The 22,038-nt window shown below is 34.5% G+C and carries 18 protein-coding genes; 9 read left to right on the top strand and 9 right to left on the bottom strand.

Annotation, left to right across the window (positions count from 1 at the left end):
* Positions 1 to 22: 22 nt before the first annotated feature.
* The 4 genes from FFWV33_RS06000 to FFWV33_RS05985 are packed head-to-tail and all read right to left on the bottom strand — an operon-like array spanning position 23 to position 3,214.
* Positions 23 to 1,552, bottom strand: coding sequence for an ATP-binding response regulator (locus FFWV33_RS06000; RefSeq protein WP_108740068.1), 1,530 nt, complete (start codon positions 1,550 to 1,552; stop codon positions 23 to 25).
* Between the two features lie 2 nt (positions 1,553 to 1,554).
* Positions 1,555 to 2,040: a Rab family GTPase gene (locus FFWV33_RS05995; RefSeq protein WP_108740067.1), complete on the bottom strand. Its 486-nt coding sequence runs from the start codon at positions 2,038 to 2,040 to the stop codon at positions 1,555 to 1,557.
* Positions 2,037 to 2,840 carry a cell envelope biogenesis protein OmpA gene (locus FFWV33_RS05990; RefSeq protein WP_108740066.1) on the bottom strand — a complete coding sequence of 268 codons (804 nt, stop codon included), beginning with the start codon at positions 2,838 to 2,840 and terminating at the stop codon, positions 2,037 to 2,039. The genes FFWV33_RS05995 and FFWV33_RS05990 overlap by 4 nt, the downstream gene beginning before the upstream one ends.
* Before the next feature lie 11 nt (positions 2,841 to 2,851).
* A complete protein-coding gene (locus FFWV33_RS05985; protein WP_108740065.1) occupies positions 2,852 to 3,214 on the bottom strand; it encodes a fructose 1,6-bisphosphatase in 363 nt (120 codons plus the stop codon).
* 726 nt (positions 3,215 to 3,940) lie between these two features.
* Here FFWV33_RS05985 and FFWV33_RS05980 point away from each other — a divergent pair.
* Complete coding sequence (locus FFWV33_RS05980) at positions 3,941 to 5,305, top strand: NAD-dependent succinate-semialdehyde dehydrogenase (RefSeq protein ID WP_108740064.1); 1,365 nt, start codon at positions 3,941 to 3,943, stop codon at positions 5,303 to 5,305.
* A 232-nt stretch (positions 5,306 to 5,537) separates the two neighbouring features.
* Here the strand turns inward: FFWV33_RS05980 and FFWV33_RS05975 are convergent, their stop codons facing one another.
* Positions 5,538 to 5,774 (bottom strand): HP1242/YdcH family protein, encoded by a 237-nt coding sequence (locus FFWV33_RS05975; RefSeq protein WP_108740063.1) that lies wholly within the window; start codon positions 5,772 to 5,774, stop codon positions 5,538 to 5,540.
* 257 nt (positions 5,775 to 6,031) lie between these two features.
* On the opposite strand from FFWV33_RS05975, the gene pyrH reads away from it, so the two are divergent.
* The 3 genes from pyrH to FFWV33_RS05960 all read left to right on the top strand — a co-directional run bounded on the left by pyrH (position 6,032) and on the right by FFWV33_RS05960 (position 9,955).
* Positions 6,032 to 6,739 (top strand): UMP kinase, encoded by a 708-nt coding sequence (gene pyrH / locus FFWV33_RS05970; RefSeq protein ID WP_108740062.1) that lies wholly within the window; start codon positions 6,032 to 6,034, stop codon positions 6,737 to 6,739.
* Positions 6,740 to 6,780: 41 nt separating this feature from the next.
* Positions 6,781 to 7,344 carry a ribosome recycling factor gene (gene frr, locus FFWV33_RS05965; RefSeq protein WP_108740061.1) on the top strand — a complete coding sequence of 188 codons (564 nt, stop codon included), beginning with the start codon at positions 6,781 to 6,783 and terminating at the stop codon, positions 7,342 to 7,344.
* Positions 7,345 to 7,456: 112 nt separating this feature from the next.
* Positions 7,457 to 9,955 (top strand): DUF5686 family protein, encoded by a 2,499-nt coding sequence (locus FFWV33_RS05960; RefSeq protein WP_108740060.1) that lies wholly within the window; start codon positions 7,457 to 7,459, stop codon positions 9,953 to 9,955.
* Here FFWV33_RS05960 and FFWV33_RS05955 read toward each other — a convergent pair.
* Positions 9,952 to 10,281: a DMT family transporter gene (locus FFWV33_RS05955; RefSeq protein ID WP_108740059.1), complete on the bottom strand. Its 330-nt coding sequence runs from the start codon at positions 10,279 to 10,281 to the stop codon at positions 9,952 to 9,954. The genes FFWV33_RS05960 and FFWV33_RS05955 overlap by 4 nt on opposite strands.
* 207 nt (positions 10,282 to 10,488) lie before the next feature.
* Here FFWV33_RS05955 and FFWV33_RS05950 point away from each other — a divergent pair, with 207 nt between their 5' ends.
* The 3 genes from FFWV33_RS05950 to FFWV33_RS05940 all read left to right on the top strand — a co-directional run bounded on the left by FFWV33_RS05950 (position 10,489) and on the right by FFWV33_RS05940 (position 16,508).
* Positions 10,489 to 12,897 (top strand): efflux RND transporter permease subunit, encoded by a 2,409-nt coding sequence (locus FFWV33_RS05950; RefSeq protein WP_108740058.1) that lies wholly within the window; start codon positions 10,489 to 10,491, stop codon positions 12,895 to 12,897.
* Positions 12,898 to 13,122: 225 nt separating this feature from the next.
* On the top strand, positions 13,123 to 15,744 hold the full coding sequence (locus FFWV33_RS05945) for an MGH1-like glycoside hydrolase domain-containing protein (protein WP_108740057.1): 2,622 nt from the start codon (positions 13,123 to 13,125) through the stop codon (positions 15,742 to 15,744).
* 176 nt (positions 15,745 to 15,920) lie between these two features.
* The gene (locus tag FFWV33_RS05940; protein WP_108740056.1) at positions 15,921 to 16,508 is read left to right on the top strand and encodes a YciE/YciF ferroxidase family protein; all 588 of its coding nucleotides are present in this window, start codon (positions 15,921 to 15,923) and stop codon (positions 16,506 to 16,508) included.
* A gap of 315 nt (positions 16,509 to 16,823) precedes the next feature.
* Here the strand turns inward: FFWV33_RS05940 and FFWV33_RS05935 are convergent, their stop codons facing one another.
* The 3 genes from FFWV33_RS05935 to FFWV33_RS05925 all read right to left on the bottom strand — a co-directional run bounded on the left by FFWV33_RS05935 (position 16,824) and on the right by FFWV33_RS05925 (position 18,658).
* A complete protein-coding gene (locus FFWV33_RS05935; protein WP_108740055.1) occupies positions 16,824 to 17,324 on the bottom strand; it encodes a pyridoxamine 5'-phosphate oxidase family protein in 501 nt (166 codons plus the stop codon).
* Positions 17,325 to 17,524: 200 nt separating this feature from the next.
* Positions 17,525 to 18,040, bottom strand: coding sequence for a thioredoxin domain-containing protein (locus FFWV33_RS05930; RefSeq protein WP_245891675.1), 516 nt, complete (start codon positions 18,038 to 18,040; stop codon positions 17,525 to 17,527).
* Positions 18,041 to 18,079: 39 nt separating this feature from the next.
* Positions 18,080 to 18,658 carry a BON domain-containing protein gene (locus tag FFWV33_RS05925; RefSeq protein WP_108740054.1) on the bottom strand — a complete coding sequence of 193 codons (579 nt, stop codon included), beginning with the start codon at positions 18,656 to 18,658 and terminating at the stop codon, positions 18,080 to 18,082.
* 367 nt (positions 18,659 to 19,025) lie between these two features.
* Here FFWV33_RS05925 and asnS point away from each other — a divergent pair, with 367 nt between their 5' ends.
* Positions 19,026 to 20,471 (top strand): asparagine--tRNA ligase, encoded by a 1,446-nt coding sequence (gene asnS, locus FFWV33_RS05920; RefSeq protein WP_108740053.1) that lies wholly within the window; start codon positions 19,026 to 19,028, stop codon positions 20,469 to 20,471.
* 83 nt (positions 20,472 to 20,554) lie between these two features.
* Entirely contained in the window at positions 20,555 to 22,027 is a 1,473-nt protein-coding gene (gene rpoN / locus FFWV33_RS05915) for an RNA polymerase factor sigma-54 (protein WP_108740052.1), read from the top strand.
* Positions 22,028 to 22,038: the final 11 nt, after the last annotated feature.

The following is a 22,038-nucleotide window of genomic DNA, read 5'->3' as shown; positions in this document are numbered from 1 at the left end:
TAATCTTCCTTTATGAAATAGGCTATTTAATATCCAAAACGCTATAAATCACTTCAAAAAGTTCTTGATTAGTATAGGGCTTGACCATGTATTCATTCACTTTTAAAAGCTTACACTTTTTTACTTCCATTTCGCCTTCATAGCTTGTAAATGCTACAATTGGAAGCTTTTTTATTTTTGGTTCTTCATTAGCCCTAATTAGCTCAATTGTTTTAAAACCATTATTAGCTGACAAATTTAAATCAACAAATACCAAGTTATAAGAATCTTTCAGAACCATGTTCATGGCTTGTTCAGCATTAGTAGCGATGTCTATAAAAAATCCTTGGTGATTGATTAACAATTTCATCAATACAAGCTGATTTATTTCGTTGTCATCAACAAGTAGTATACTTAATTTTTTTCGAATCTCTCGTTTTTTGAATGGAAGGTTGCTAGTTGTCGCTTTTGTGTCCAGATTTAGATCAATATTGAATTGCATAAAAACACTGAATGTTGAACCTATATTTGGCTTTGATTCCACCTTTACACTTCCGTTCAATAATTGTATCAAATTACCAACTACAGCAAGGCCCATTCCTATGCGGTCCTTATCTTGTTCATTGATTCTCTTAAACCCTTTAAATAATTGCTCTTTTATAGTGTCATCAAATCCTACTCCAGTATCGCTAACAACAAATAATAATCCAATTTTTTTTGGGTTACCACTATTATCGATTTTTACTTCAAAAATAACTTCGCCTTCATTTGTATATTTATAAGCGTTTTCAAGAAGGTATTCCATTATCTGCAAAACTCTTGCTCTATCACCTATTAAAAAGCGAGGTATTCTATCTGATTTGATTACTTTAAAAGCAATTCCTTTCAGCAAGAATTTATTCGAAAATAACTTCTCTATATCTTCAATTAAATCATCAAAATCAAATGAACTTAATTCGATATTCAAATTACCCATTTCAGATTTCGTGAGATCAAGAACATCATTAGTCAATCTATTTAAATGGGACATGGAAGTCCTAATGACTTTTAGCAATCCTTTTTGATCGAAGTTTAGATTACTTTTTTCAAACAATTCTAAAAGCCCCGAAATAGATGAAATGGGTGTTTTTAGACTATCTGTAATTCCGGCCAAAAATTCATTTTTCAATTCCTTTTCTTCTTGGCTCTTAAGTAGCTTTTGAGTTTTGAAAAAATCAGCTATAAATACCTCATTCTTTTGTTGCGTAGTTTCTTGAACGATATCATAACTCTTAGTATTATCGTAAATCAAAATTACGGGATTAACTTTTTTGTTTCCAGTATAGATTACAATATCACTAATGATCACTTGATCAGAAAAATCTAATTGTATGGTGTCAAAAACAATCTCTTCATTATCCGATGCAATAATATCATTTACAATTTCAAAGAACGGATGAATTTCATTCACAGCCTGTCCCTTGTTAATCTTAAAAAATAAATTATTAGAGGCAACAACAGTTCCCTTTTTTGTTAATTCGATAGTTTGAATTCTATTTAGAAAATAGTTGTAAATAGCATTAGATTCGTTCATAACTAGATTAAATTTAGACCAAGTTTTTCGAATATTTCTTGGACATTCTTACCTGTTTTTGCACTCGATAAAAAGTCTACAGCTAAATTATTTGCAGACAACTCTTTTATAAAAACCTCTTCATCAATAAGATCAGCCTTACTAGCTACCTTAACCACCGAGGATGTTGGAAAATTTTGATGTATAAAGTCAATCTCTCTTTCAAGATTAATGTAGGTTGAATCTCGAGTAGGATCTATAACGTATATAAAACCAGAAGTTCCTAATAAATAGGACTGTCTAATTTTTTCTAAGTCGTCCTTCCCTTCGACATCCCAAATGATAAAGGTCAAATTCGTATTGTTTACGACTATTTCCTTTTTATGAATTTGAACTCCTATGGTTACTATATAATCCTCTGAAAAGGCATTTTGGACAAATCGTCTAATTAAAGATGATTTACCTACACCAAAATGGCCTACGAGAACTATTTTTTTAGAAATACTCATTTAATCAATTCTTTTAATTTTTCAGTGATATACGCACTGTTTGATATATTTTTATTTATGTGTTTTGACGCAAAATCAAAAAGACTATCTTCTAATTCATTTTTAAAATTAGTATCAAAAACACCAGAGACAACAACGGCAATATAATAAGAAGCAAAATTTTGAATATGAATATTATACAATTCATACTGTATAAGTTCAAGATTCTGATCTTTCTTTAAAAAGGCATCTTCTACAAAACTTTTAATAGCAGTAAGCATTCCAGCAATCATATCCCTGTCGATACTACCTTCATTTGAGGTGCTTGACAACAATAAGCCCGAGCCTTTTTCGATAATAAAAATTTGCTCAATTTTAGATTTATTTAGCTCACTTAAAATTATTTCACTTTCAGAAGCGCCTGAAAATATTGATTTAAATTTTCTGCTGATCTTTTTAAACGAAAACGTATTCTGTAATTGATTGTTGATGGACTCTGTCAAGATTTTCATTTCCTGCTGAATGTACTTTTTTATCATTTTCCCGATGATAGGAAACAGTACATCAACAATTTTATCTTGAGAATTTTTAATTTCAAAACCTAAAGCTTCAGTGATTGCAGGGCCTAATTTTCTTGGGACTTCTTCAGTAAAAGCCTCAATTTTCTTATCGATAATAGGGTTAATTTTTTGAGATAAGTTCTCTTCAATATTTACCGTATTTTCAAGTAACTCTAGTTTTTGCAAAATTGAATTTGCAAAATCACGGTCTTCCTCTAACAATAACTTTTTAAGTAATATTAATTTTTGCGATTCTGTCATTTATGAAAGAATTAGTCCTTCATGATTTTCTCTCCCATGTTTACAAGAAGTTTTCCAAGTACGTTTCTATCTACTTTATTATGATTAAGAGTGTCTATTTTTTCATTTAGATTTTCTTCCAGAGTAGATACTCGTATGTTTAGATCGGTAGATACATCATCAATTAGAATCGTTAAATTTTTATTCACATCCTCTATATAGGACTCTAACTCTTCTTTTCTTTTATTGATAAGTTTTTTTAGGTCTTCAAAATCTGTATTAATTTGTTCAATATTTTCACCAAATATTAAATTCTTAATAGCCTCTAATCTTTTTTGTGATTCATTTGGATCAGAAATAGGCGATTCAGGTTGATTGTTTTCGTGGTTTTCCATTTTATATAATTAGATTTAAAGGAGCTGTAAATATACTAAAAATTACCATTTAACTGTTATTTAAGAATTTACTACATTCTTGCAAACAATACTTTTGAAGTTGATAAAATAATTATTAAAGTTGGCGCTATAAAGTCATAATTCTAACTCGAAAACTACAATAAATACGATACAGCACTCGCCTATCTGAAAAGTACGAAATTTTTAGAAAACAACTACTCCTTTGTCAACTAATATTTATTTATTCAGAATTTAGGCAAAAGACAAACAGTTTTAAAAAACATATGAGATAATTTTGCAAAATTCTATTGTACTAATTTAACACTGTCATTGGATACCTCAACTAAAAGTCTGAAATTCCATTCCCAATTTAACAACCTCATTGTAATAAGATTAAAAACCTCTTCCTCTTTTTCGAAAAAATCTAGATTACACAATCCATTAACGTACTCACAAACTTCCTCAATACGACTGTAAAAAACTCAAAACCATCACTATGCAACATAAATTCAACAGTTAGATTACTATCGAATGTTAAATTTTAAACTTTAATTAATACCCTACTCCCCCATTTTTTAACTATATATTCAAAGTTGCGCATACAAGATAGCTGTACTTTTATAAAACACAGTTTAAACAGTCGTTTTTCACTCTCTTGGTATCCATAAATCCAAATAGAGGTGAAACTGTTTAAAATTTATTATTAATTAAAATACAGTATATATTATGCCTATTCAAACAACAAATCCAGCCACAAATAAAGTTGTCAAATCTTTTAATGAGATGACTGAAAAACAAGTAGATCAAGCCATAGACAATGCTAATTCAACATTTAGCAGCTGGAGAAAAACGAGTTTTAAAGAAAGAGCAACCTTAATTCATAAAGTTGCAGACCTAATGCGCACCAAAAAAACAGAATTAGCCAAATTAATCACACTCGAAATGGGTAAAGTCTTTGCCCAGTCTGAAGGTGAAATTGATTTGAGCGCCAATATTTTAGATTATTATGCAGATCATGCCGAAACATTCTTGGCAGACAAAAAACTCAATCCTGACTCGGGAGAAGCTTTTGTACGAAGCAGTCCAATTGGAGCATTATTTGGGGTGATGCCATGGAATTTTCCTTTTTATCAAGTAGTACGTTTTGCTGCTCCAAATATTATGGCAGGAAACACCATCCTTTTAAAACACGCTTCGATCGTGCCACAATGTGCCATTGCTATTGAAGATTTGTTTAAAGAAGCCGGAGCTCCTGAAGGTTTGTACACCAATTTAATGATTTCTGGTAAAAGAAGTACCGGATTGGTTGAAGACGTCCGAATTAAAGGAATTTCGTTAACCGGTAGCGAAGGCGCGGGAGCAAGCATGGCCGAAGCAGCTGGAAAAAACCTTAAACGATCTGTTTTGGAACTTGGTGGTAGCGATTCCTTTATTATTTTGGAAGATGCAGACATTGACAAAACGGTTGAAATGGCGATTTTAGGGCGAATGAACAACAACGGTCAAAGTTGTGTAGCCTCAAAAAGATTTATTGCCGTAGAAGCAATTGCTGATGAGTTTTTAGAAAAATTTACTGCAAAAATAGCTTCGTTAAAGGTTGGAGATCCTATGGACGCCAATACGCAAGTGGGACCATTGAGTAGTGAAGAAGCTTTGCAAGGTTTACTAGATCAAGTAAAACGATTTGAAAAAGCAGGAGCAAAAGTTGCCACTGGAGGTAAAAGAGCTTTTGAAGAAGGTGCCTACATGCAACCCACCTTATTGACTAATTTAAAAAGAGGTGAACCTACTTTTTATGAAGAACTTTTTGGACCAGTAGCTTCATTTTACAAAGTTAAAGACGAGCAAGAAGCTATTGACTTAGCAAATGACTCTCCTTTTGGATTGGGAGGTTCAATCTACACCAAAGATATTGAGCGTGCTATTAAAATTGCAGATCAAATCGATTCTGGAATGATCTTCATTAATAGCCCAACAGCATCACAACCTGATTTACCTTTTGGAGGTACAAAACGATCTGGGTATGGACGTGAATTATCTGAACAAGGAATTCATGAATTTATAAACAAGAAATTAATTAGAGTTAGTTAATTTATACTAACACAATCAAAATAGATTATTTGTTGATACGAGCGGTATTCATCTTTTGGCGGGTACCGCTCTTTCAATTAAATCAATTGAGTACAAGATTATCGTATTCTAAAATAGTTCAATTCTAAATTTTAGATATAAAAACAGCAACCCAATTGGCCTAACAAAACAAAGTCCTATTTCATACTAGAAAAAATCCCCAAAAGGATAACTTTTAGGGATTATACATAAATTAGTTTTTATTGAGGTACTCGTAGATTTCGTCTTTTAATCGAACGCGTTGCACTCTTAAATCGTTTAAAGTGTCATCTGAAGCAGGCTCGGAATCGGTTTCGATTCGGTACACTTCATGATCCAATTGATCATATTTATCGAATAAAATTTTAAAATGATTGTCTTCTACTTTTAATGTGTGAATTTTTTCTTCAAACTCTGGGAAGGCTACTGCTAAATTGTGTTTTTTGATCATGTTTTTTGGCTTTTATTATTTATCTAAAGGTACTGCTTCTTCAAAAAGTAAAATATGATAAATGTCAGCACCCATTGAAGCTTTTGATTCTTATTCTATAACCATAGTCTGCTTTGTACATTTGCAAAAACAATAAAATCAATTTTTCAGGCACACTAATTGATAGAAAAGAGCGAACAAAATAGGTAAATTTTATACATCTCTATTTCAAGAAAAAAGAATATGACTATATTTGCACCAAACAACTCAACAAACTCATGAAATACAAAAGAATTCTACTGAAATTAAGTGGCGAAGCTTTAATGGGAGATAAACAATATGGAATTGATCCTGTAAGATTGGCTGAATATGCTGAAGAAATCAAAAAAATCCACAACAAAGGTGTAGAAATTGCCATTGTAATTGGAGGAGGAAATATCTTTAGAGGAGTTGCTGGTGCGAGTGCTGGTATGGATCGCGTACAAGGAGATTATATGGGAATGCTTGCTACTATCATTAATGGTATGGCCTTGCAAGGTGCTCTTGAAGACAAAGGAATGTTGACAAGATTACAAACTGCCCTAAAAATCGAAGCTATTGCTGAACCTTATATTAAAAGAAGAGCGGTACGTCACCTTGAAAAAGGAAGAATTGTAATTTTTGGTGCTGGTACAGGAAACCCATATTTTACTACTGATACTGCTGCCGTATTAAGAGGAGTAGAAATCAATGCCGATGTAATCTTAAAAGGAACTCGCGTAGATGGTGTGTATGATTGTGACCCCGAAAAAAATGCTGCTGCCATCAAATTTGACACTATCTCTTTTGAAGACGTATTGAAAAAAGGATTAAATGTAATGGACACAACAGCTTTTACATTAAGCCAAGAAAATAAATTACCTATCGTTATTTTTGACATGAACAAGCTAGGTAATCTTGAAAAAATTTGTAACGGTGATAATATAGGAACGGTAGTAAATATCTAATTCCCGAAGTCCCATAAAAAGGATTAAAAAACATTTAAATTATGAATGAAGAAATTGATTTTATATTAGAAGGTGCTGAAGAGTCTATGGAAGGTTCTATTGCACACTTAGAAAAAGCGTTTGTAAACATTCGTGCTGGTAAAGCATCACCTGCCATGATTGGTAGTGTTTTTGTTGACTATTATGGATCTGCAACTCCATTAGCACAAGTAGCAAAAATAAGTACTCCAGATGCGAGAACGATTACTTTGCAACCTTTTGAAAAAAATATGCTACACACCATTGAGAAAGCGATTATGATTGCTAATCTTGGCTTTAACCCAATGAACAATGGTGATTTGATCATCATTAGTGTACCACCATTGACAGAAGACAGACGTCGTGAATTGGCTAAACAAGCTAAATCTGAAGCTGAAGATGCAAAAATCGGAATCAGAAATTCTCGTAAAGATGCCAATTCTGATATCAAGAAATTAGAAAAAGACGGTACCTCAGAGGACGTATGTAAAGGCGCAGAAGAATCTGTACAAACTTTAACAAACAGCTATATCAAGAAAATTGATGAGCTATTGGTTGTTAAAGAAGCCGAAATCATGAAAGTATAATAGTAGTCATACTGCTAACTAATAGGTCCGTTTACAACGTAAACGGACTTTTTTATTCTTATTTTTGCCATACCAAACTGTACTATTTTCCGTTTGATAAGAAACTGATTCCATGAAGTATTTTTGTTTTTTAGTTCTCCTTTTTTCGTTTACTATTCAGGCACAAATGCAAATAAACGGCATAGTCAAAGATGGCAACAGCAATAAGGCACTTCCATTTGCCACGATTAGTTTCGACAACAATCAAAGCACCATCACTGATGTGGACGGAAAATTTTCTATCCAGCTAAAAGCAAACAATCCTGATTTTAAAGTTTCTTATCATGGATATGCACCCGAAATCAATATCACTACAAAATCGGTTGTATTCTACCCTATTTATTTGTACCCGCTAGTTGGCGCTGCAAATGATACCAAAAAAAATAATGCTAGTACTGCTACGGCTATCATCAAAAAAGCAATAGCACAAAAGGACAACAACAACCCGAAAAGCAAACTAAAAAGCTTTGAGTTCAAATCCTATAACAAAATAATTGTAAGCGCACATCCAGATTCTTTAGTCAGTAAAGTAGACTCTATTTTCATTGCAAAAAAGGATGGCTTGGTTTTTAAAAAAATAGACTCAACAAAATTCAAATTTAAAGAAGCTATTGATGCTCACCATTTATTTTTGACTGAAAAAGTTTCACAGTTTCAATTTAAAGACAAATCGCTAAAAGAGACTATACTTGGAACCAAAATGGCAGGTTTGAAGCAACCTATCTACGAAGTCATTGGATTCAATTTGCAATCTTTTTCTGTTTACGATAACAAATATGAATTGTTCGAAACCAAATATAAAAGTCCGTTGTCACGCAATGCTTGTGCATCCTACGATTACAATTTACTGGATTCCACCACTGTTTCTGGTCGTGATACCTACATGATTCATTTTAAAAACAGAAAAAAAAGTAAGACTTCTGGATTAGAAGGTGTTTTGTACATTGACAAAAATACCTATGCGGTTGCCAAAGCCGTGATGCGCATCAAAGGTGTGCTCGATATTAGCGGTACACATGAATTTGAATATGTTCCCGAAGATAAGTTATGGTTTCCTGTTTCTAAAAAGTTCAAAATTGTAAAAGGCAAGAACGATGATGATATTAAAATTCTAGGTGGTACGATTCAATTTGATGGTGATTTTGAGGATAATTTATCAACGAGAGAAAAACAACCATCCGATTTTGTGTACTTAAGTTCACATACCGATAATTTTGACTTTCGATTCAACCAACCTGTTACGGTCAAAAAATCATTTATTAGTATCGAAATCAAAGACAATGCACTAAACAAACCAACAACTTTTTGGACCAAATTCCGAAAAGACCCCTTGGATGTGCGAGAAGAAAAAACATATACCGCATTGGACACTTTTTTTCATAAAAAAAGATTGGAAAGCAAGATTCGTTTTGGCCGTAAAGTCATAAACGGCTACTTACCATTATCTTTTTTTGATATGGATTTACGCAAATTAATTCGATACAACAATTACGAGGGTTTCCGATTGGGATTTGGAGGTGTTACTAACGAACGCTTTTCAAAAACATTCAAAATTGATGCTTATGCCGCTTACGGAACCAAAGATGGAGCCTTCAAATACCATCTTGGATCGGCAGTGCGTGTAGGTAAATTTTCAAACTCTTGGATAGGGGCCTCTTACACAGATGACCTGCGCGAGATTGCAAGTTCTACCTTTGCCATTGACAAAATTCCGTTCAAAATATACGACCCAAGACCGATTAACATTAGTACTTTTTACAATTATACGAGTTGGGCGACCTATATCCAAACAGCAATTATTCCGAGAACAGAAAGCATCTGGGAACTATCGCGCAGTACGATTATGCCAAAATTTGATTATGCATACAATCTAAATGGTCGTCTTTATAACAATTACCAAATGACTACTGCCAAGGTATCTTTGCAGTGGAACCCCTTTAGCGATTACATGCAAACTCCATCAGGAAGAATCGAAATTGAGAAACGTTTTCCAAAATTCACCTTTCAAATCACGCAGAGTTTACCTAAAATTCTTGACAATGATTTTGAATTCACCAAATTTGACTTCAAAACAGAATACGAAAAAAAATATTTGAACGGCCAAAAAACCAACTTACTATTTCAAGGAGGATATGCTTTGGGTGATGTACCACTAACCCATTTATACAACATATCACCAAACAACATCACCAAAGAAACCGTTATCCAGCGTATTACCTTTGCTGGTAAAAACAGTTTTGAAACCATGTATTTCAATGAATTCTTCTCTAGCGAATATGCTTTTTTCCAGTTCAAACACAGCTTAAATCGTGTGAAGTTATTTTCGAAAATTAAACCTTCACTAGTATTAGTATCAAGAATGGCATGGGGAAATCTAGACAAACAAGAGCAACATGTAGGACTGAACTACAAAACCTTGAACAAAGGATATTTTGAATCGGGTATTGAGTTTAACCAGATAATTAACGGATTAGGTCTAACCGCTTTTTACAGATACGGCCCCAATCAATTACCAAAATTTGAAGACAACCTTGCTATCAAACTTAGTTTTGTACTCAATATTGGTCTTTAATGACTGGAAACAAATTTGAGTCCGATAATAGACATAATTAAGGTCGAAATAAAAAATATTCGCCAAAAAGTAGCCGGTTCTTTAAATACAAAAATTCCAACAAGTACCGTTCCTACTGCACCAACACCAGTCCATACAGCATAAGCAGTCCCAATTGGGAGTACTTGCGTTGCCTTATAAAGTAAAGTCATACTAATGGCTAAAGACACTAAAAAACCAATAATCCAGTAGGTTGACTCCAGTCCAGATGTTTCTTTGGCTTTGCCCAAACATGAAGCAAAAGCAATTTCGAATAAACCTCCAATAATCAATAAAATCCAACTCATTTTTTTAGTATTTAGAAACAAACCTATGGTATACTCTCTTTTATTCGAAAAAAAACTAGTCTAATTTGGTTTGTAGTGCAATTGGCAAAAGTACTTTTTTTTGGTAAACAAGACTCCATTTTAAACCCTAAAAATGATTTAAAATTTACAAATAAATTACTCTGTTACTGCGCTTTTGATTACCTTTGACCCCATTTTAAAACATCTATGAAAAAACTATTTAAAGTAGGATTTTGGGAATTCATAGCTCGAATCGTACTTAAAAACAGACTTGCCATTCTTGGCCTTATCCTTATAATCACTGTATCTTTAGCGCTTCAATGGAAAAATATCCAATTTTCTTTTACCGAAGCCAACTTACTTCCTGATAATAACAATGTCAATACGGAATACAACGCCTTTTTGGAAAAATTTGGTGAAGAAGGAAATTTGATTGTTGTTGGTGTACAAGATGATGCTTTTTTTACTCCAAAAGTATTTGCTGCTTGGAACAAATTAATGACCGAAATCAAAGCACAAAAAGAAATTGACCTCGTCGTTTCTATCAACGATTTGAAGCAACTCAAAAAAAATGATTCCCTTCAAACTTTTGAGATGGTTCCTTTTGTAGACGAAAGCAAAACTACCTCACAAGCGTATTTAAATTCGATCAAAAAAGATTTGTTTCAAAACATGCCTTTTTATGAAGGCTTACTTTTTAACAAAGAAAACGGAAGCTTGCGTTCAGCGATTTACATGGACAAAAAAATAGTCAACACAGCACACCGTAAGGACTATATCGTAAATGACTTTATTCCAAAAATTAAAGCTTTCGAACAAGAAACTGGTGTTGATCTACGCGTTTCGGGTATGCCCTACATACGCACGCTCAATGCCATGAGCATTCTTAACGAAATCAGCTTGTTTATTGGTGCCTCTTTATTGATTACCTCATTAATTTTCTTCTTCTTTTTCCGATCGTTCCGTGCAACCTTGATTGCTATATTGATCGTAATCGTTGGCGTTATGTGGACCTTTGGATTATTAGGTCTATTCAACTATCACATTACCGTACTTACTGCATTGGTACCTACATTGGTTATCGTAATCGGAATTCCGAATTGTATTTTCTTGACCAACAAATACCAGCAAGAATATGTATTGCACGGCAACAAAGCCAAAGCATTACAACGTGTAATCACCAAAGTAGGAACTGCAACTTTAATGACCAACCTTACTACTGCTGCTGGTTTTGCCACTTTTATTATCACAAGTAGCCAATTACTGAAAGAGTTTGGTATTATTTCGTCTCTAAGTATTATGGCACTTTTCTTTTTGTGCTTGATCACCATTCCTATTTATTATAGTTACCAACCAGTGCCTCGACCTAAACATTTGGAGCACTTGAAACGCAACTATACCAAAGTTTTCATGGAATGGATAGAAAAAATGGTCAAATACAACCGCCGCTACGTATATGCGGTTGCGATTGCCTTGTTTGTAATTAGCAGTTATGGCGCGTTGCAAATTCAAACTTCGGGTAGTTTGATTGAAGACATGCCTCAAAACACTGATTTTTTTAGAGATATTCAATTTTTCGAAAAAGAATTCAACGGTGTTATGCCGCTTGAAATCACCATTGACACCAAGAGAAAAAAGGGAGTCATGAAATCGTCTACTTTACGACGCATGGACGAATTGCAAAAAACAATTGACTCCATCCCCGAATTATCCAAACCGATCTCGATAGTAAATTTGGTAAAATACTCCAAACAAGCTTACTACAACGGGAATCCTGAATATTATGATTTGCCGAGTTCGCAAGAACAGAGTTTTATTTTGAGTTATGCCAAAAACGCAACCAAAGACACCAAAGAAAACATCATGAAAAGCTATGTAGATAGTGACGGACAAACGGCCCGCATCACTACCTTCATGAAGGATATAGGCACAGGAAACATGTCTAAAATCGAAAATGAATTACTGGCTAAAACAAACAAAATTTTCCCAAAGGAGCGCTACAATGTTGTTATGACAGGTAAAGCCTTGGTGTTTGAAAAAGGTACCAAATATTTGCTTGACAACCTTGTTTCTAGCCTATTGTTTGCCGTATTCTTAATTTGTATGCTTATGGTTTTCATGTTCCGATCGTTCAAAATGGTGGTTGTTTCGGTGATACCAAACTTGCTACCCTTAATGATTACTGCAGGACTTATGGGATATTTCGGTATTCCGCTAAAGCCTTCTACCATTTTGGTTTTTAGTATTGCTTTTGGATTATCTGTCGATGATACAATTCACTTTTTGGCGCAATACCGTCAAGAACTAGCACATAACAACTGGAAGATTAAAAAATCTGTTTTCGCTACATTAAAGGAGGCCGGTTTGAGCATGTTTTATACCTCAGTTGTTTTATTTGCTGGGTTTTCAGTATTTATGCTATCCGATTTTGGAGGGACAGTTGCTCTTGGAGGTTTGATCGCCATGACTTTATTGTTTGGAATGCTTTCTAATTTAATGCTTTTACCTTGCCTAGTTTTAACATTAAACAAAACATTGGCCAACAAGCAAGAATTTCCTGAGCCAACAGTCGATGTAGTACCCAAGGCCACCAAAATAGATCCGAGCGAACTATAATTCATTCGATTAAAAATATATTTTTTGATTTTTATTAATTAACGTTACTGCAATTTAAAAGCTATTTTATTACGACAAACAAAAAGAGTAGTTTCTTTTTTTCGAAATAGAGAATACTACCTTTAGAAATAGCGACATGTTGAAAAAAATGTTAATTTAGACGTTAGCCGCTGAAACAGTTTTACTGTTTTACAGCAGCATTTTATTTATTTAGTACAAAAGAACATGACCGATACCACTTCTGAAATAGAGAGATTAGCTATTGATGACACCTATAAACACTGGAAAAAATGGGGGCCTTATTTGGCCGAGAGACAATGGGGAACCGTAAGAGAAGATTACAGTGAAGACGGAAATGCCTGGGAATTCGTCAACCATGACAAAGCTCGTAGCAACGCCTACCGTTGGGGAGAAGAAGGAATTGGCGGTTACTGTGACTCACGTGAAATCTTATGTTTAGCACCTGCTTTTTGGAATGGGAAAGACCCTATTTTAAAAGAGCGCTTGTTTGGTTTGACCAATAATCAAGGGAATCATGGTGAAGATGTCAAAGAATTGTATTTTCATCAAGTATCCTCACCTACCCACTCCTATAGCAAGTACCTATACAAGTACCCACACAAGGAATTTCCGTACAACGAAATTATAGAAAAAAATCGCCGTAGTAGAGAAGAACCTGAATTTGAACTGCTAGATACCAATATCTTTAAAAATGATGCTTATTTTGATTGTTATATCGAATATGCAAAAGCTGATTTTGATGATATTTTGATGAAAGTTACCGTAGTGAATAGAGGCAAAAAAGCAGCTGATATTCATGTATTACCGCATTTGTGGTTTCGAAATTTTTGGAAACACAACGATAAGTTTACCCGTCCTAGCATGAAATCTATAGCGGATGATACGGTGCACTCTCGAAGTAGTAGAAACGGAAACTATTATTTTTATCATGAAAATGGTGAACAATTATTTTGTGAAAACGAAACCAATAACGAACGTATTTACAACTCTCCAAACGAAGGAGAATATGTAAAAGACGGAATAAACGACCACGTTGTTGACGGTCAACCTACTGTAAACCCTGAAAAAAAAGGGTCTAAATTTGCAGTGTGGCACAAGATGAAATTGAAACCAGGTGAAGAAAAAAGCATCCGAGTACGCCTTAGCAAAAAAGTAAAAGAAGATCCTTTTAAAAACTTTGACACCATTTTTACTCAAAGAATTCAAGAGTGTGAAACCTTTTATGATGGTGTAATCAAAAAAGATATTCCGACGCATTTGCAGGAATTAGCAAAAAAAGCATTCTCTGGTTTATTATGGACCAAACAATTTTACTATTACGACGTACACAAATGGTTTCATGGAGGTCCTGGAGAAGATGCTTCAAACAGACCGCCTTCACGAAACTTTAGCTGGCAACATTTGAACAATCGCCACGTCATATCCATGCCCGACAAATGGGAATATCCTTGGTATGCTGCTTGGGATTTGGCTTTTCACATGGCTGCATTTGTCGAAATCGATCCTTACTTTGCCAAGGAGCAATTACTATTGGTTTTGCAAGATGGCTACATGCACTCCAACGGGCAAATTCCTGCTTACGAATGGAACTTTAGCGATGTTAACCCTCCTGTACATTCTTGGGCAGTGTGGAATATTTATGAAAAAGACAAAGTAAAAACAGGTATCCCCGACACGGTATTTTTGGAAAAAGCATTTCAAAAACTATTACTCAATTTTACGTGGTGGGTTAACCAAAAGGATAAAAGTGGAACCGACCTTTTTGAAGGAGGCTTCCTAGGACTAGATAATATCGGAGTTTTTGACCGCAACCATATGCCCGAAGGGATTACCCGTATGCAACAAGCAGATGCAACGAGTTGGATGGCAATGTTTTCGTTAAACATGTTACGCATGTCTCTTGAATTGGCAAAAACAAACAAAGTGTATGAAGAATCGGTAATTAAATTCTTCCGACACTTTTTGAATATTGCTTGGGCAATGCACCATATTGGTAAAAAAGACCTATCACTTTGGGATGATGAAGACAATTTTTACTACGACGTAGTAGAAATGGCTACCGGAACAACCGATTTACTAAAAGTACGCTCGTTGGTTGGAATCATTCCGTTATTTGCTGTTGAAATCATTCACAAAGATTTGTTTGAAGAGTTGAATAAATTTAGAGCAAGAGCTGCCGAAATTGTAAAAACACGTCCTGATTTGGCCTCTTTAATTTCGAACATTGAAGAAACCAATGAGGATGGAAATTACTTGTTTTCGGTAATGCGCGGATTTAGATTGGAACATGTATTGAAGAGAATGCTGGACGAAGACGAATTTTTATCTGATTATGGTATTCGTTCTTTATCAAAATACCATGAAGAACATCCATTTGTGTTTCATTACCATGGCCACCACCAAATTCAGTACGAATCTGGCGAGAGTCAATCCAATATGTTTGGTGGAAACTCCAACTGGCGTGGACCAATTTGGATGCCATTGAATTATATGATTATCCAATCGTTACGAAAATATTATTCGTTTTATGGCGATGATTATGTGTATGAATTCCCAACGGGATCTGGCGTAAAAATGAATTTGAAACAAATTGCAAACGAATTAAGTAAGCGATTAATCAAATTGTTTGAACCAAACCAAAAAGGAAAATTTGTTTATCATTCTGATGATAAGAACAATCTTTTTACACGAAATGAACACTTTAAAGACGAACACTTCTTCTATGAGTTTTTTGATGGAGACTCAGGTAAAGGCCTTGGAGCCTCGCACCAAACCGGTTGGACGGCACTTATTGCCAATCTAATTATCGAATTGGACGAAGATTAAACTAATTATAAAATGCAACATAACTTCCCACTGGAAACAGATGGGAAGTTTTTGGTTTTTACCCCTACCCCATTCTACTAAATGATTAAAATATAATTTTCAGCGGAAATCCTATAAAATATTTCAGCCTACAACTGACTAACTTTGAATATGTTAATCACCTAAATATATTCATTATGAAAACTACAGAAAAAAAATCAAAAAAGGAAACGGACAAGAAAGCGGACAAGAAAATAACTAAAAAAGGTGCCATCAAAGCAAAATCAGATGCTGCAAAAGGATTGAATGATCTTTTTGAAGATTCGTTGAAAGACATTTACTGGGCTGAAAAAGCATTGACAAAAGCACTGCCGAAAATGGCTAAAAATGCTTCTCACAAAGATTTAATTGATTCGTTGAACAGTCATTTGACAGAAACTGAAGAGCAGATTAAAAGACTTGAAAAAGTATTTGAACTGATTGGTAAAAAAGCAACTGCAAAAAAATGTGATGCAATGGCAGGCTTGATCGAAGAAGGAAAAAGCATCATGGAAGAAACAGAACTTGGTAATGTACGTGATGCAGGAATCATAGCAGCAAGTCAAAAAATTGAGCACTACGAAATTGCAACTTATGGAACCTTACGTCAATTTGCAGAAACCTTAGGCTTTGCCGAAGTAGCAACTTTATTGGAACAAACGTTGGAAGAAGAAAAAGGAGCCGACATCAAACTGACAGAAGTAGCCGTTGATGCTATCAATGAAAAAGCAGCAGAAGTAGAATAATTTAAGTACTGCATATAGATATTGATCGTTGAAAGTTATTCAATCAGAATGAGTCAGCCTTCAGCAAACGATTTACATCCAGCATAGAATTCTAATTTAGAATTCAATACTATATAAAGTCTATTATTGAAAAAGAGAGTGCAATTTCACAATTGCACTCTCTTTTTTTATGTCCAAATAAAAAGAAATCTATAATTTCAATGTAGAGACTATTGTACATGCGGAAACGAGCTCAGCCGAGATGCAATATGTGCTTCTCAACTGTGCTCGTTCTTAAAATAAACTGTACTACTTTATAGAGGTAATTATTCTAAATTATAACTTCAAATCTCCTTCGATACCATCGTCCATCGTTTGTCCAGAGATAAAGGAAGCCGTCATTTTGGCAACAGCAACGACTTTATTGTGTTTATTATTCCAGTAATATCCATCTTTCGGCACCACTTTTATAGCGCTCAAATTTGGATCATCAACACCTTCAGGCATCCAAACTTTTACAATTGGAGTAAACAATTCTTTTATAATCTCACGATCATACGTAATACTCGCTGTCCCGTGTAAGGTCAAAAATTGATCATTCGGTGCTGAGAAAAACAATTCTACTGTTGGATTTTGAATAATTTCTTCATTTTTTTCACTCGTTTTGTCTGACAAAAACCAAAGGTTTCCGTCATCATCAATCTTTTGAGCGGCCATTGGTCTGGAGTTAATTTTGCCATCTTTGTAGGTACAAAATAAACAGGTCTTTATATCTTCAGCCAAATCTTTAATCTTGTCTACTGCTGCATCGTCTCTTAATTCTTTATAATCTCCCATGATTTTTAGTTTTATATTTTAATACTTCTTTGATTAACAATAGTATAAAGTTCTACTTTTAACCCTAGATTTAGTTACACAATTTTCTACTTAAATTATTAGATTTCAATTTTCAGCTTATTTGGCTATACAGCAAAATAAAAAAGCACAACTTGGTGCTGTGCTTTGTATCTTAGAAATTGTAAAGTTTAAAAATCGAACTATGCTCGATCTTCTTCCAAATCATTATGGTTGTCTCCACCCAAACTGTAATAATTATTTTCCTCATCTTCGCTACCCACATTTTCCTGCTGATCGTCTAACTCAGCACCTGGTACATCTAGATCTGCTCTTGTTTTGTCCTCCATAAAATCGATTTCATTTTTCATGTACGGTATATCCTCTGTTGTTTTCTTTTTAGAAATATCATTAGGATCTATGCTTGGTTCCTTTACACCCTGTTGATACATATCCTCAGAAACTGGATAATCTTGCAAATCTGCAAAATTTGTAGTTTTGTCTAATTCTTCAACTAGTTTGCTACTGTGATTTGCTGAATATTCGGCTAGTAAATCTTTTAAGGAGTCATAATAGTTTTCCAATTCTTGAACCACATCCGAACCATCATGAACGTGTTGTGACTTTTCAGGAATATCTTTTACTAATTCTGGAAAATTTGCCTCAATTCTTGATTTAATGTCCGCTATATCTTGATTTAATTCTGTTGCAGTTTTCATAATTTATTATTTTTAATAATTGATAATCGTATTATTTTACTAAAAAATTTGATTAGTATTAATTTGTATTTCATTCTTAACCAACCAAATCCCTTCTGTATTCCACGTCATTCTACCAATTTGCTCCTTTTGATTCCAGGAAGCAACGGTACCAGTCAGCGTCACGACAGTCTCTTCAACTTTAACTTTTATATAATTGTGGAGACCCGGAAAAGAAGATGCTATGGCTTTTTCTATGTACGCACGTTGAATCTCTGCATTAGTTTTAGATTTAATTTTAATTGAATCGGTCACAGCTATAATTCCAGAGATTGCATCCAAAGTTTTTAGTGTGGCCTCCACTTGACAACTGCACGAAAGTTCACCTTCCAATACAACCCTTCCGTTACTGACTATAACATTTACTAATGCATTTGGAATCCAAGGATTCATTTTCAGTGCATTTAAAATTTCGTTTCTAAGATCATCATCCGGTTTTGCTGTTGAATTCACCATTGAAGCATTGATCTTAGCACTAGTTGCTACTCTCGATTTTTTAACGAATGCTGCAGCATACGGTACCGTTTCCCAAATATTATTTTGGGTTCCATTAAAATTTAATTGTCCATTATTTGTCATCGCTAATATTATTAAGGCAGTTGGTAATTAATATTTTACAAAGATACCTCGATAGTACAGCCTGACTCTTATACAGTTACACGGATAAATTATAAAATTTTAAGACGATTTACCATAAGTATCAAAGTATAGCCAATAAATCACTTGACCACTTTTTAATTTTATAGCAACAAATATGTAATAAGGTTGGTCTAAACGGTTAGATTGAAATTAATATTGCTACTAACTTTGACGTCGCGATAATTTAGTTTTTTTTCGAAAATTAAAAGATATATCCCCAAAGCAAAATAGCTCCTGAAAAATAACTTAGAAAGATTTATATTTGTAGTTGAAAAAGGAAGCTTTTTTACAATTAAGACATTATACAATGAAACATACTAAGGTTAAGGAATTACTAAACAGCGCTTCAACGTTGCCAGAAGTAAATGCAAAAGGGTGGGTACGAACATTTAGAAACAATCAATTTATTGCTTTGAATGATGGCTCGACCATCAATAACATACAATGTGTGGTGGATTTTGAAAACACTGCAGACGAAATCTTGAAAAGAATTACCACTGGAGCTGCCGTATCGGTAACTGGGGCTTTGGTCGAAAGTAAAGGTGCTGGTCAAAAATACGAGATTCAGGTAGCAACACTTGAAATTCTTGGAGATTCTGATCCTGAGAAATTCCCGATGCAGCCTAAAAAGCACTCGATGGAATTCTTGCGTGAGAATGCACATTTGCGCGTACGTACGAATGCGTTTGGGGCTATCATGCGAGTACGTTCTGTTTTGTCCTTTGCGGTACACAGTTATTTTCAAGAAAAAGGATTTGTATATGTAAACACACCCATCATCACCGGATCGGATGCGGAGGGTGCAGGTGAAATGTTCAAAGTAACCGCATTGCCTTTTGACAACACACCAAGAACAGAAGATGGAAAAGTAAATTACAAAGAAGACTTTTTTGGTAAAGAAACCAATTTGACGGTTTCAGGACAATTGGAGGGAGAGACTTTTGCAATGGCATTGGGTCAGATTTATACTTTTGGACCTACTTTTAGAGCTGAGAATTCGAATACTTCACGCCATTTGGCTGAATTTTGGATGATTGAGCCCGAAGTAGCCTTCAATGATTTGAATGATAATATGGATTTGGCTGAAGAATTTATTCAGTACGTTATAAAATATGCTTTAGAGAAATGTCCTGAGGATTTGAAATTTCTAGAAAGTCGCTTATTAGACGAAGAAAAATCAAAACCACAAGCAGAACGAAGCGAAATGGCCTTGCTAGAGAAATTAGATTTTGTTTTGAAAAACAATTTCAAACGTGTATCTTATACAGAGGCAATTTCGATTTTAAGAGATTCAACACCAAACAAAAAGAAAAAGTTCAACTATATCATCAATGAATGGGGTGCTGACTTACAGTCTGAGCACGAACGTTATTTAGTTGAAAAACACTTTAAATGCCCGGTAATCTTATTTGATTATCCAGCAAACATCAAAGCATTTTACATGCGTTTGAACGATGACACAGAACCTGGAAAAGAAACTGTTCGCGCAATGGATATTCTTTTTCCTGGAATTGGAGAAATTGTAGGAGGTTCACAAAGAGAAGAGCGTTATGATGTTTTGATCGAAAAAATGAAAGCTCTAGGTATCGACGAAGAAGAATTGTCATGGTACCTTGATACCCGAAGATTTGGAAGCGCAGTACACTCTGGTTTTGGACTTGGCTTTGAAAGATTAGTCTTGTTTGTAACTGGAATGACCAATATACGTGACGTGATTCCGTTTCCTAGAACACCGGGGAGTGCGGAATTTTAAAAATTTGTTTCAGGTTTCAAGTTTCAAGTTGCTAAATGTTCAGCAACCTTAAAATTTAAACCCTAAACTTTTAAACAATAAAAATGCTAAAGCAATTCTTAAATTTAAAATTATCTCAAAAATTATCTCCTCAGCAAATTCAGCTGATGAAGTTAATTCAATTGCCTACGCAAGCTTTTGAACAACGTTTGTTGGAAGAAATGAATGAAAATCCAGCTCTTGAAACAGGCAGTGACGAAGACGATTACGAAGAAGACGAATTTCAAAATGACGATTACGACGACGATTATGATGACAATGAGGATGCCGATCGTAACGAAGTAGATGACATAAATATAGACGATTACCTCAGCGACGACGAAACACCCGATTACAAAACGCAAGCCAACAATTATAGTGATGATGACGACAGTCGAGAATCGCCAATTGTAGCCAACATTAGTTTTCATCAGGATTTGATCAACCAACTGAACACGTTTATACTGGATGATGAAGAACGTCAAATTGCCGAATTTTTAGTCGGTAGTATTGACGATATGGGATACATTCGAAGAAGCATTTCTGACTTGGTTGATGATATGGCTTTTACCCAAGCCTTGTATACCGATGAGGAAATGGTCGAAAAAATGCTTCACGTAATTCATGAACTAGAACCATCAGGTGTAGGCGCTCGTGATTTGCAAGAGTGTTTGTTGTTGCAATTAAAACACAGAACACCAACAGAGTATGTAGATTTGGCTATAGACATTATCGAAAATCAATTTGATGCGTTTACAAAAAAACATTACGACAAACTGATTCAGAAATACAATGTTTCGATTGAGCAGTTAAAAAAAGCCATTCACGAAATTGAACGTTTGAACCCAAAACCAGGAGGATCATATACCGGAAACAATAAAGTAACCGAAAATGTTGTGCCCGATTTTGCCATTCGAATAGTAGAAGGAGAACTTGAACTGACTTTAAACGGAAGAAACGCACCCTCACTACACGTATCCAAGGATTACCAAGACATGCTGCGCACCTACAAGGATTCTCGCGACAAGTCAAATGATCAAAAAGATGCAGTACAGTTTATCAAGCAAAAATTAGATTCGGCCAAATGGTTTATTGATGCAATTAGACAACGTCAAGAAACACTGTTTGTGACCATGAATTCAATCATGCATTACCAAGAAGAATATTTCTTAGAAGGAGACGAGACCAAATTGAAACCGATGATCCTCAAAGACATTGCTGATTTGGTAGGATTAGATATTTCGACAATTTCGCGAGTAGCAAATAGTAAATATGTAGAGACGCCGTACGGAACCAAATTGATCAAAGAATTTTTCTCTGAAGCAATGAAAAATGACCAAGGTGAAGATGTTTCAACCTTGGAAATCAAAAAGATATTACAAAACATCATTGAAGAAGAAGACAAGAAAAAACCATACCCAGACGATCAATTAGCCGATTTATTAAAAGAAAAAGGCTATCCGATTGCACGTAGAACTATTGCAAAATACAGAGAGCAACTGGATATACCGGTGGCTAGGATGAGAAAAAAGATTTAATCTTTAACTCC

Source organism: Flavobacterium faecale (assembly GCF_003076455.1).
Lineage (GTDB): Bacteria > Bacteroidota > Bacteroidia > Flavobacteriales > Flavobacteriaceae > Flavobacterium > Flavobacterium faecale.
Note: the sequence above shows the minus strand (reverse complement) of the source record. Positions and strands in the feature narration are given on the sequence as shown.